This is a genomic window from Flagellimonas amoyensis (genome assembly GCF_003058265.1).
Lineage (GTDB): Bacteria > Bacteroidota > Bacteroidia > Flavobacteriales > Flavobacteriaceae > Flagellimonas > Flagellimonas amoyensis.
Window position 1 is genome coordinate 335542 of sequence record NZ_QBUK01000004.1, and the last position, 12542, is coordinate 348083.

General features: G+C 46.9%; 8 protein-coding genes. 3 read left to right on the forward strand and 5 right to left on the reverse strand.

Going from position 1 to position 12542, the window contains the following annotated elements; genetic code table 11:
• Positions 1–20: 20 nt before the first annotated feature.
• From DB398_RS07890 to nhaD, 5 genes are read right to left on the reverse strand one after another with little or no spacing between them, the layout of a single operon-like run.
• Complete coding sequence (locus tag DB398_RS07890; RefSeq protein WP_108423828.1) at positions 21–1232, reverse strand: bifunctional folylpolyglutamate synthase/dihydrofolate synthase; 1212 nt, start codon at positions 1230–1232, stop codon at positions 21–23.
• The gene (locus DB398_RS07895) at positions 1232–2110 is read right to left on the reverse strand and encodes an energy transducer TonB (RefSeq protein ID WP_108423829.1); all 879 of its coding nucleotides are present in this window, start codon (positions 2108–2110) and stop codon (positions 1232–1234) included. The genes DB398_RS07890 and DB398_RS07895 overlap by 1 nt, the downstream gene beginning before the upstream one ends.
• On the reverse strand, positions 2110–2496 hold the full coding sequence (locus DB398_RS07900) for an ExbD/TolR family protein (protein ID WP_108423830.1): 387 nt from the start codon (positions 2494–2496) through the stop codon (positions 2110–2112). The genes DB398_RS07895 and DB398_RS07900 overlap by 1 nt, the downstream gene beginning before the upstream one ends.
• A gap of 9 nt (positions 2497–2505) precedes the next feature.
• Entirely contained in the window at positions 2506–3198 is a 693-nt protein-coding gene (locus DB398_RS07905) for a MotA/TolQ/ExbB proton channel family protein (RefSeq protein ID WP_108423831.1), read from the reverse strand.
• Positions 3199–3255: 57 nt separating this feature from the next.
• Entirely contained in the window at positions 3256–4641 is a 1386-nt protein-coding gene (gene nhaD, locus DB398_RS07910) for a sodium:proton antiporter NhaD (protein ID WP_108423832.1), read from the reverse strand.
• Between the two features lie 236 nt (positions 4642–4877).
• Between nhaD and DB398_RS07915 the strand changes: the two genes are divergently transcribed.
• The 3 genes from DB398_RS07915 (at position 4878) to DB398_RS07925 (ending at position 12301) form a co-directional block, all read left to right on the forward strand.
• Positions 4878–6020 carry an acyl-CoA dehydrogenase gene (locus tag DB398_RS07915; RefSeq protein WP_108423833.1) on the forward strand — a complete coding sequence of 381 codons (1143 nt, stop codon included), beginning with the start codon at positions 4878–4880 and terminating at the stop codon, positions 6018–6020.
• Between the two features lie 299 nt (positions 6021–6319).
• Positions 6320–10825 (forward strand): glutamate synthase large subunit, encoded by a 4506-nt coding sequence (gene gltB / locus DB398_RS07920; RefSeq protein WP_108423834.1) that lies wholly within the window; start codon positions 6320–6322, stop codon positions 10823–10825.
• Positions 10826–10834: 9 nt separating this feature from the next.
• Complete coding sequence (locus DB398_RS07925) at positions 10835–12301, forward strand: glutamate synthase subunit beta (protein ID WP_108423835.1); 1467 nt, start codon at positions 10835–10837, stop codon at positions 12299–12301.
• Positions 12302–12542 lie beyond the last annotated feature (241 nt).

The window sequence follows — 12542 nt, forward strand, 5'->3', positions numbered from 1 at the left end:
AACAAAAAGAAAGAAAAAAATCAAACTACTTCAGCAACGACAAAAGTACTTCCACCCACATAGACCATATCTTCCGTTTCCGCAGCAGCAAGGGCCGCTTTCAATCCTTTCTTTACCGTCTTGTAGGTTTTGCCATCAAGGCCCTGTTGCGAGGCCAATGATGCCAATTCTTCCACAGCCATGCCCCGAGAAATATTCGGCTTCACGAAGTAGTATTTAGCTTCTTTGGGAAACATCTGCAATACCCCCTTCACATCTTTATCGCTCACAAAACCCAACACGATATGCAATTGTCTGTATTGTTGCCTTTTCACCTGTTGCAACACCCACAAAAGTCCTTCCTTGTTATGGGCCGTATCGCAGACCACCAATGGGTTTTCCTTCAAAATCTGCCATCTCCCCATCAGTCCCGTATTGGCCACTACCCTCTTCAAACCATTGAAAATATGATCTTCGGAAATCTCGAAACTTTCCAACTGTCGGATACAGGCCAAAACCCCTTTCATGTTTCGTTCTTGATAATCTCCCAACAAATCTGTCACATAGGTCGGATGGGAAAGTTCGTCCGCAAAAACGATCTTGGACTTCAATTGATGGGCAATCAAGTTGAAAATGGTCTCGGTCTCGGGTTGTCGTTCACTGATCACCACAGGCACATTGGGCTTGATGATTCCCGCCTTTTCCAAAGCGATTTTTTGTAGTGTGTCGCCCAAAATCTGGGTGTGGTCGAGTCCTATATTGGTAATGAGGGACACTTCAGGGGTTATGATATTGGTAGAGTCCAATCGTCCGCCCAGTCCCACTTCAACAACAGCAACATCCACCTCCTCCTTGGCAAAATAGCGAAAGGCCATCCCCACGGTCATTTCAAAAAAAGACAGTCTGTGATACTCCAAAAAGGTTTTGTTCCCATCGATAAATTCTTTCACGAACTTCTTCTCCACGGGTTTACCATTGATCTTGATGCGTTCCCTAAAATCCTTGAGATGTGGCGAGGTGTACAGCCCTACTTTGTAGCCTGCCTCTTGGAGTATCGAGGCCAACATATGACTACTGGACCCTTTTCCGTTGGTCCCGGCCACATGGATGGTCTTGAACTTGGTGTGGGGATTGCCCAAAACATCGGAAAAAAGGATGATGTTGTCCAACTTGGCGTTCAGGGCCGCGGCACCTTTTTGCTGGTACATGGGCAACTGGCCGAACATCCAGTCCAGAGTTTCCTTATAGGTCACTACTGCCCCAGTTTAAAGTTGACCACTACAAACCCGATCTGCTCATTTGGAGCTTTGGAATCGGCATTCCATTTGTGGAGCATTGCCGTTCTTTTAGCTGGCTCCAATAGGCATGGTGCATTATTGGTGGTTCCTTTGACACCGGGCTCAGCATTGATCACTCTACCTGATTTATCAACAGTAATCTTAACCCATACTACTCCCTCTTCATTGCAATCTTGCGGAACTTTTCCTTGATTCGATAAAGTTCTTCCTCTTAAACCATAACCAGAACCTCCATTTCCAACTCCTGGAGCACCATAATAAGTAGGCGCGTATGGATCACCATCAGGTTGGCCCTTGTCCCCCGCTTTATTGTCATCGCCCTCACTGCCTGTGGCGGTACCATCAGATTTTGCAACGCCTCCAATAAGGGCATCTAACTTGTCTTTCTTGGCCTGCTGTTCCTGCCGCTTTTTTTCTTCGGCATCCCTTTTCTCCTTGGCAATCCGATCGGCTTCAGCCTTGGCCTTTTCGGCTGCCTCATCGGTCTTGCGTTTGGCTTCTTGCTGCTGCTTTATCTTGATGCTCTCTTCATTGTCACTGGTCAGGACCTTTTCCACTGGAGCTTCTTCCACAGTTTCCTCCTGTGGCTGCACTTCTTGCACCTGCTGCACGGGTTCGCTAACCACTTCTTGCGGCTCGGACCTTATTTTTTCTTTGGGTTGGACTTCTCCACTGCCAAAATCCATGGTCCCAAAATTCACCGCAATCCCATTTTCAATGGGCGGGTCAAGATAGGTAAGGCCTATGTAAAAAAGCAATAGCAAAAGCCCGCTCAACAGCAATGTGGTAAGCGTGAAGGATTTTTTCTTGTGTCTCGTATCTAAAAATGACATTACTTTGGCCGCACAGCCAAGATCACCTTGTAATTGTTCCTATTGGCAATGTCCATAACGTTGACCGCTTCTTTGATGGCCACGCTTTCTTCTGCCCTTAGGATGATGGTAGGCTTGTCTTGACCTTCAAGTGCCTTTTTTAATTCAATTTCAATGTATTCTTTGTTGATCTGCTGATTGTTCACAAAATAGTTCAGGTCCTTGTTTATGGTCACCGAAACATTCTGTGTGTTGGTAGATTTTCCTTTCGCCTTCGGCAAAAGCAAATCCAGCGCGTTGGGTGCATTGGAGGTCAGCATGAAGAACACCAACAACAGGAACACAATGTCCGTCATGGATGACATGCTGAATTCCGGGCTTATCTTGTTCCTTCCCTTCAGTTTCATGGCAGAATGCTATATGGGTTCGTTCAATAGGTCCAAGAACTCCACTGCATTGGCCTCCATCTGATGGACTACTTTGTCCGTCCTGTTCACCAAGTGGTTGTACCCTATGTACGCAATGATTCCCACGACCAATCCGGCAACCGTTGTGGTCATCGCGGTATAGATACCCGATGCCAACGACCCCATTTCGGCCTGTCCGCCGCTACTTGCCATTTCGTGGAAGGCCAAGATCATCCCGATCACGGTTCCCAAGAACCCGATCATGGGTGCCGCTCCTGCCACAGTGGCCAGTACGCTCACGTTTTTCTCCAGTTTGTAAACTTCAAGCGTACCCGCATTCTCAATAGCGGTGTTGATGTCGTCCAAAGGTTTGCCTATTCTGGACACTCCTTTTTCCGTAAGCCGCGCCACGGGAGAATCGGTTTGGGCGCAAAGCAATTTGGCCGCCTCCAACTTTCCGTTCATGACGTGGTCACGAATCTGGTTCATGAAGTTTTTGTCGATTTTGGACGCTGCCTTTATGGCAAAAATGCGTTCAAAATAAATGTACATGGCCACAAAGAGCAGCACGAAAAGCACCATGATGATCACAATGCTCCCTGTACCTCCATTCACAATAAGGTCTATTACGGAAAGGGTCTTCTCTTCTGAAATAGAGGCCATTGCCTCGGTTCCTTCCGTTGCTTCCTGAAAAATAATCATATAAAATCCCCAATTTAAGTTGCAATTATAACGGAGATTTTTGGACTAAAGTATGATTTAGAACAAATATCGCATCACCATGAAGCATATTGCTCCACCTATAAAGCCCAAAAAGGCCAACCAAGATATCTTTTTGAGATACCAAAAGAAGTCTATTTTCTCCATTCCCATGGCCACAACACCTGCTGCGGAACCGATAATGAGCATACTGCCCCCCGTACCTGCAGAATAGGCGATGAAGTGCCACAACTGATCATCCAACGGCTCTGAGAACATCCCCAAACTGGCAGCCACCAAGGGCACGTTGTCAATAACAGCGGAACCAACACCCAAAAGCAACACCACCAAGTCAGAAACATGGGTGCTCGCCATTTCGGTACCGATCAACGGCATTCCTTGTTTTAAGCCCTCAGCAAAATTGAACAGAAGACCCAAGGATTCCAAAGCCGCCACCGCCATCAAAATACCCAAGAAAAAGAGGATACTGGGCAATTCGATCTTGGTAAGGGCGCTGTGTACCGGACTATGGTGCGATGCCGCATCACTGTCATGGTCAACAGAAGAAATTGCAATTTTTCGGTTACTGTAGATTTCAGCAAATGTGGCCACAATGGCCAAGGACAACATCATGCCCACATAGGGTGGCAAGTGGGTAATGGTCTTGAAGATGGGCACAAACACAATGGCCCCCAAGCCCAAGTAGAGCATAATGGAACTATATTTTGATTTTGACACTTCTTCATCCTCCACATCGATCTCCCCTTTGAAAGCAGGAAGGAAAGACGCAATGAACGAAGGAATCAACATACAGACCAACGATGGCACCAATAAGTGCTCTATCAACAAGGCCGTGGACACTTTGTTCCCGATCCACAACATGGTGGTGGTAACATCCCCAATGGGAGACCAGGCCCCACCTGCATTGGCCGCAATAATGATAAGACCCGCGTACCAGATCCTGATTTCCCTGTCCTTTACGATTTTCTGAAGAATGGAAATCAACACGATGGTCGCAGTAAGGTTGTCAATGATAGCGGAAAGGATGAAGGCCATAAAGGAAAATATCCATAGGATCTTCTTTTTGCTCCTGGTCTTCACAAAAGATTTGATGGTGGAGAAACCATCAAAATAGTCGATGATCTCCACTATGGTCATGGCCCCCAAAAGGAAAACCAAAATCTCCGAGGTCTTTCCTAAATGGTGCAGCAAGGTTTCTTCCAAAAGATGGGTCTTTTCTTCATGGCCAAAAGAGGAAAAGTTCTCCAAAAGCGCATGGTTACCAGAATCGAACCAAGTGGTGAACCCATCAAGGCCAAAGGCCATCATGGCCCAAAGGATGGCCATCATTGCCAAGGCCGGAATAAGTTTATCTATCTTTAGATTGTGTTCAAGCGTAATTGCCAAATATCCAATTACAAAAATGACAACTAAGAGGGTCTCCATGTTAAGTTTGGTTTAATTAAGGAATCGTTTTGTTGAGTAGTTATCTAAGCGTTAAAGATATTCAAAATGAGTTTTTCCGCATAATCTTATTCCCTTAAAATATTGTGAAAGCAAAAAAAATATCTCCTTAAGGTTTTCAGAAAAATTATATCATTCTCGTTTATATCAACATTTTTATGCGATATTATCACCGGAATACTATATTTGTACTCCGTTTTTAATTATTTTTCAGTATTATGGATTTCTCACTCACAGAAGAGCAATTGATGATTCAACAGGCGGCAAAGGATTTTGCCCAAAACGAACTTTTACCAGGCGTCATCGAACGGGACGATGCACAAAAGTTTCCCGATGAACTGGTCCGGAAAATGGGCGAACTTGGGTTCATGGGCATGATGGTCGATGAAAAATATGGCGGTAGTGGGCTGGGCACCCAAGCCTACGTGCTCGCCATGGAAGAGCTGTCCAAAGTGGACGCCTCTGCCTCTGTGATGGTTTCCGTGAACAACTCCCTGGTCTGCTGGGGCCTCGAAACCTATGGGTCTGAGGAGCAAAAGCAAAAATACCTGACCCGTTTGGCCTCTGGCGAGATCATCGGGGCATTCTGCCTGTCTGAGCCCGAGGCCGGAAGCGATGCCACCTCCCAGAAAACGACGGCCATAGACAAAGGGGACCACTATCTCCTCAACGGCACCAAAAACTGGATCACCAATGGCGGCAGGGCCGAAGTCTTTTTGGTCATCGCGCAAACCCATTTGGACAAAGGCCACCATGGTATCAACGCCCTTATTGTTGAAAAAGGAATGCCCGGTTTTGAAATAGGTCCCAAAGAAAACAAGCTGGGAATCAGAGGAAGTGATACCCACTCCCTGCTCTTCAACGATGTGAAGGTCCCCAAGGAAAACCGCATCGGTGCGGATGGCTTTGGATTCAAATTTGCCATGAAGACCTTGGCCGGTGGACGGATCGGCATAGCCGCACAAGCATTGGGCATTGCTGCTGGCGCCTATGATCTGGCACTACAATATTCCAAGCAACGAAAGGCTTTTGGCACTGAAATCGCAAACCATCAGGCCATAGCCTTCAAACTGGCCGAAATGCACACCAAAATACAGGCAGCTCGCCTACTGGTATACCAAGCAGCCACCGACAAGGACAATGGCAACGACTACACCCTCTCTGGGGCAATGGCCAAACTCTATGCATCGGATGTGGCGATGGAAACTACGGTCGAAGCCGTACAGATCCACGGTGGCAATGGCTTTGTCAAAGATTATCATGTGGAACGATTGATGCGCGATGCCAAGATCACCCAAATCTACGAAGGGACCTCTGAAATACAGAAAATAGTCATCTCCAGAAGTGTCATTAAAGATTGACCCCCTATCAATTTTAGGGGGTGAGCATCCGATGAAATGCATTTTATCGACAACACCCCCATACTTTCATAAGCAACCCGCCTGAAACCTACAGGAAACCAGCATTTATCCTGTCTTCCTTAAGGGATAAGGGGTCAAAAAGAGACTATTTTGAGATAATGATAATTTAACATTACTCCTATTTTCATTTTAAGCATTTTTTAACCTTTATGTGAATACGTTGATTATTCTCCTGATAATCAATTAAAACCTTATATTTTATTCATTAGAATTGATATTTTTGAGGAAATACGATAATGATGAAATTGAAAAAGCAAGGTCTATATCTGCCAGAATTTGAGCACGACAACTGTGGTGCAGGATTCATTTGCAGCCTAAAAGGAAGGAAATCCAACGATATCATACACAAGGCCCTAGAAATCCTTGACAAACTGGAGCACAGGGGAGCGGTGAGTTCGGATGGAAAAACAGGAGATGGAGCCGGAATCCTGATCGATATCCCACACGACTTTTTCAATGAAGTCTGCAAGTTCTCCCTACCTGAGGCCGGGGAGTATGCCGTGGGCAACGTGTTTCTTCCGCAAAAGGAAAACCAAAGGGACTTTTGCATAAAGGTCCTTGAGGAAAACATGAAAGCCCAAGGGCTTCATTTGTTGGGCTGGCGCGATGTGCCCGTCAACCGTTCCGTACCCGGAAGGATTGCCGCAGAGACCGAGCCCTATCTAAAGCAAGTATTTATAGCAAAGGGAGAGGCATTGGACGATTTCCAATTCAACCTCAAACTTTTCATCGCCCGGAAAATCACCGAGCATACCATCATAGAAAGCAAACTTTCCCAAAGCCAGTTTTTCTATTTGCCCAGCCTTTCCACCAAGATCATTATTTTCAAGGGACTTTTGGTCCCCAAGGACATCAGCAAATATTATGAAGACCTTTTGGACCCACGAGTGGTCACCCGTTTGGCCCTCGTCCACCAAAGGTTCTCCACCAACACCTTCCCCACTTGGGACCTTGCACAGCCTTTCCGCTACATGTGCCACAACGGGGAAATCAATACGTTAAGGGGCAATGTGTCTCGCATGCGTTCCCGGGAAGAATTGATGAAAAGTGACTGGTTCGGGGACGATATCAAAAAAATACTGCCCATAGTCCTTCCCGGAAAATCAGATTCCGCCAGCATGGACATGGTCGTGGAACTCCTATTGATGACAGGTCGTTCCCTTCCCGAAGTTATGATGATGTTGGTACCGGAAGCATGGGAAAAAAATCCCGAAATGTCCGAAACCAAAAAAGCGTTCTATGAATACAACTCCTGCTTGATGGAGCCTTGGGACGGACCCGCATCCATTCCCTTCACCGACGGGAATTATATTGGGGCGGTATTGGACCGAAACGGTCTGCGCCCATCCCGATATTCGGTCACCAAAAAAGGATACGTGATCATGTCCTCCGAGACCGGGGTGGTGGAACTGGAGCCAGAGGATATTGAATTCCACGGCCGATTGGAGCCAGGTAAAATGTTCTTGGTGAACATGGAAGAGGGACGCATCGTGAACGATGAGGAGATCAAGGAGTCCATCGCAAAAAAACATCCCTATCAAAAATGGCTAAAAGACAATCTGGTCCATTTGAGGGACATCCCTTATAATGATTGCCCCGTGTTTTTTGGGGAATTTCCACTAAAAACAAGACGGGCCGCTTTCGGCTATACCCACGAGGACATCAACACCATCATCATGCCCATGGCAGAGCATGGTAAGGAGCCCATTGGGTCCATGGGATCGGACACGCCCATTGCTGTACTTTCCGAAAGGCCCCAATTGATCTATAATTATTTCAAACAGCTGTTCGCCCAGGTAACCAATCCTCCTTTGGATGGTATCCGGGAAGAATTGATCACAGATATCAGCCTTACACTGGGAAGCGACCAAAATATCTTCGAGATTTCCGAACTGCACTGTAGAAAATTGAAGATCCAAAACCCCGTGATCTCCAAAGAGGATTTGGACAAGATCAAAAACTACGATGCCAGTCCGGATTATAAAGTGGTGTCCATTTCCATGCTCTACGAAATTGCCAAAGGGCACAACGGGCTGGAGGAAGCCTTGCAATCTTTATTGCAACAGGCTCTGGATGCCATTGGCCAAGGGGCCAACATCATTATCCTATCGGACAGGATGGTAAGTTCCGAAATGGCAGCCATACCTGCACTTTTGGCCTGTTCCTATGTGAACAGCGGCCTGAGCAAAATGGGCAGACGCTCCAAGTTGAGCATCATCATTGAATCTGCAGAACCACGGGAAGTGCACCATTTTGCATTGCTGTTCGGTTTTGGGGCAAGTGCCATCAACCCATATCTGGTAAACGAGATCATCGGCGAGCAACTGACCGAGAACAACATCACCGACTACACCTTTGAAGAAGCCATCAAAAATTACAACAAAGCAGTTGGCAAGGGCATCTTGAAGGTGATGAACAAAATTGGGATCTCCACATTGAACTCCTATCGAGGGTCCCAACTATTCGAATGCATTGGCATAAACACCAAAGTAGTGGACAAATATTTCCCCAATACCCCAACACGTATTCAGGGAATAGGTCTATATGAAATTGAGAAAGAGGTGGCCAAACGCCATAAAAAAGCATTCACAACACAGGAATTAGCAGCCAATCTCGACATTGAGGTTGGTGGAGAGTACCGATGGAGAAGGAATGGCGAGAAACACATGTTCAATCCATTGACTATCGCCAAACTTCAGAAATCGGTACGCAATAACGAGCCGGAAACCTATAAAGAGTATTCCGAACTGGTGAATGAGCAATCCAAAAACCTTATGACCATCCGTGGACTGTTCGATTTTTCGAACTATGACCCAATTCCCATCGAGGAAGTGGAGCCTTGGACCGAAATCGTAAAACGGTTCAAGACCGGGGCCATGTCCTACGGAAGTATCAGTAAGGAAGCACATGAAAACCTGGCGATTGCCATGAACCGGATCGGAGGAAAAAGCAATTCGGGTGAAGGAGGAGAAGATCCGGCTCGTTTTTATAGAAGTCAGACCGGCGACTGGAAGAACAGTGCCATAAAACAGGTAGCATCGGGCCGTTTTGGGGTTACCTCGAACTATCTGACCAATGCACAGGAGATACAGATCAAAATGGCACAAGGGGCCAAACCGGGTGAAGGCGGACAATTGCCTGGCCCAAAAGTGAACCCTGCCATAGCCAAGACCAGGAACTCGACACCTTATGTTGGGCTTATTTCCCCACCACCGCACCACGACATTTATTCCATTGAGGACCTTTCCCAATTGATCTACGATCTAAAATCGGCCAATAGGGAAGCCAGGATCAATGTGAAACTGGTATCGGAAGTAGGTGTGGGCACTGTGGCCGCCGGGGTATCCAAGGCAAAGGCCGACGTTATCCTTATCTCTGGGTTTGATGGCGGTACCGGGGCATCCCCGTTGACCTCATTGAAACATGCGGGACTACCTTGGGAACTTGGGGTTGCGGAAGCACAACAGACCTTGGTACTGAACGACCTTAGAAATAGGGTGGTACTGGAATGTGATGGACAATTGAAGACAGGAAGGGATGTGGCGATTGCCTGTCTTTTGGGCGCAGAGGAATTTGGTTTTGCAACCGCACCTTTGGTAGCCTCTGGCTGTATCATGATGCGGGTGTGCCACTTGAATACCTGTCCGGTAGGTATTGCTACCCAAAATCCGGAATTGCGCAAAAAGTTCCAAGGAAAACCGGAACATGTGGTCAACTACATGTACTTCGTGGCCCAAGAACTTCGCGAAATCATGGCCAAGTTGGGCTTCAGGACCGTGAACGAAATGGTGGGGCAAGTACAGAAACTGGATAGAAAGAAGGCCATAGAACATTACAAAGCCGCTGGAATAGACCTTACCCCGATATTGTACCAAGTGGATGTGCCCGAAGGGACCAAACTCTACAATACCGAAAAACAGGTGCATGACATCAGCAAATCCATTGAATTCGGCATCATTGCCAAGGCGCACCCAGCCCTTTTCAGAAAAGAGAAGACGAGTTTGGACTTCCCGATCTACAATACGGACAGGTCTGTCGGGGCCATCATCAGCAATGAAATATCCAAAATTTATGGTGCTGACGGGCTTCCAGACAATACCCTTAGATTGAATTTCACAGGATCTGCCGGACAAAGTTTTGGTGCCTTTGCCACGAAGGGTCTCACCATGGTCGTCAATGGAAACACCAACGATTACCTAGGAAAAGGACTTTCTGGAGCCAAATTGGTGGTCAAGGTTCCTTTTAAATCCACTTTTAAACCAGAGGAAAATGTGATCATCGGTAACGTGGCGCTTTATGGGGCCACTTCAGGAGAAGCCTATATCAACGGAAAAGCCGGAGAACGCTTCTGCGTGCGGAACTCTGGTGCCAAAGCTGTTGTGGAAGGCATCGGTGACCACGGTTGTGAATATATGACAGGAGGTGTTGCCGTGATCTTGGGAACCGTGGGAAGAAACTTCGGGGCCGGAATGAGCGGTGGTATTGCCTACGTCTATAACAAGGATGGCTCCTTTGAGCGGAATTGCAACGGTGAGGCACTGAACCTACTTCCCGTGAACGAGGACAATGACATCAAGGAACTAAGGGAATTGATCGAAAACCATTACAATGCCACGTTGAGCCCATTGGCCCAAGAAATTTTGGAACATTGGGAAGAATATTTGCCAAAATTCATCAAAGTATTCCCTGAAGAATACCGTCAGGCCCTCATACGATTGGAACAAGAAAAAATGCAAACCCTATAATTTTTGGACATGGGAAAGACTACAGGATTTATGGAATTTGACAGAAAGGATGAAAACTATGCCCCTGTCAAGGAACGTATCAAAAATTACAAGGAATTCACATTGCCCCTGCAAGAAGGTGAAGTTAGAAACCAAGGAGCCAGGTGCATGGATTGCGGCATTCCATTTTGCCATAGCGGATGTCCGCTAGGGAACCTGATCCCGGATTTCAACGATGCCGTGTATCAAGGAAAATGGGAAAAAGCGGCCAAGATCTTGCACTCCACCAACAATTTTCCAGAGTTTACAGGTCGATTGTGTCCAGCCCCTTGCGAGGAAGCATGTGTATTGGGCATCAATGAAGACCCTGTTTCCATAGAAAACATTGAAAAGAACATCGTGGAAACGGCATTTAAAAATGGCTGGATCAAACCGGAGCCACCCCTTAAACGGACCGAAAAAAAGGTGGCCGTGATAGGTTCTGGACCCGCAGGTTTGGCAGCCGCCCAACAACTTAACAGGGCCGGACACCATGTCACCGTTTTTGAGCGCGATGAAAAGGTAGGTGGATTGCTCCGATATGGCATACCTGACTTCAAAATGGAGAAGAACATCATCGATCGACGTATCGACGTGATGCGCAAGGAAGGTATTGAGTTCAAAACTGGAGTACATGTAGGTGCGGATATCGATGCGAACGATCTGAAGAAGGACTTTGATGCCGTGTTACTCTGTGGAGGGGCCACCGTACGAAGAAGCCTGCCGATACCAGGTTCAGACTTTAAAGGAGTGGTCCAGGCCATGGATTTTTTACCACAAAACAACAGAAAAGTGGATGGCATCCCATATAAAGGCGAGGAGATTTCGGCAAAAGGGAAAAAAGTCATCGTTATAGGCGGGGGCGACACGGGTTCCGATTGTATTGGGACTTCCATAAGACATGGGGCCGTATCCGTTACCAATTTTGAAATCATGCCCAAAGGCACACCTGACAGACCTGAAGATCAACCATGGCCATTCTGGCCGATGCGATTGCGCACCAGTACCTCACACAAGGAAGGTGCGGAAAGGGTGTTCAGCATTTCCACAAAGCATTTCAATGCAGATGCGGACGGCAATCTAAAAAGTCTCGTGACCTCAGAAGTGGTTTGGGAAAAAGCTCCTGGACAGCGGCCTGTATTGAAAGAAGTTGAAGGTTCAGAAAAAGAATGGGAATGTGACTTGGTATTATTGGCTCTAGGATTCACGGGATCTGAAACCACTATTGCCGACCAATTGGGGCTAAAAATGGACCCAAGGACCAATATCAATGCCTCTCCATTGAACTACAAGACCAATGTACCAGGTGTTTTTGTGGCAGGCGACCAGAGAAGGGGACAATCTTTGATTGTGTGGGCCATTTCTGAAGGCAGACAGGCTGCACACCATGTTGATAGCTTCTTGATGGGACAATCCAACCTTCCCCTGAAAGGCGAGGGTGATCTACCGAGGGTATAGGGTCCAACGATACATTTCACTTAACATACATCAACTCTCCAAAACAATTTTGGAGAGTTGATGTATGTCATAAATGGACAAACAAAACGAAGGTGATGTTGTTGGTTTGAGTATTGTTGTTCTGTGGGGATCTATGGAATAAAAAAAGCCCCTTCACTTTCGTAAAGGGGCTTGAGGAAGGCGGCGACCTACTCTCCCACCTGGTGTGGCAGTACCATCGGCGCTGACGGGCTTAACTTCC

Excerpts from the sequence above, each read along its gene's own strand:
- DB398_RS07895 (WP_108423829.1), bottom strand. The coding sequence starts at position 2,110 with ATGTCATTTTTAGATACGAGACACAAGAAAAAATCCTTCACGCTTACC.
- DB398_RS07900 (WP_108423830.1), bottom strand. The coding sequence starts at position 2,496 with ATGAAACTGAAGGGAAGGAACAAGATAAGCCCGGAATTCAGCATGTCA.
- DB398_RS07905 (WP_108423831.1), bottom strand. The coding sequence starts at position 3,198 with ATGATTATTTTTCAGGAAGCAACGGAAGGAACCGAGGCAATGGCCTCT.
- nhaD (WP_108423832.1), bottom strand. The coding sequence starts at position 4,641 with ATGGAGACCCTCTTAGTTGTCATTTTTGTAATTGGATATTTGGCAATT.
- DB398_RS07915 (WP_108423833.1), top strand. The coding sequence starts at position 4,878 with ATGGATTTCTCACTCACAGAAGAGCAATTGATGATTCAACAGGCGGCA.
- gltB (WP_108423834.1), top strand. The coding sequence starts at position 6,320 with ATGAAATTGAAAAAGCAAGGTCTATATCTGCCAGAATTTGAGCACGAC.
- DB398_RS07925 (WP_108423835.1), top strand. The coding sequence starts at position 10,835 with ATGGGAAAGACTACAGGATTTATGGAATTTGACAGAAAGGATGAAAAC.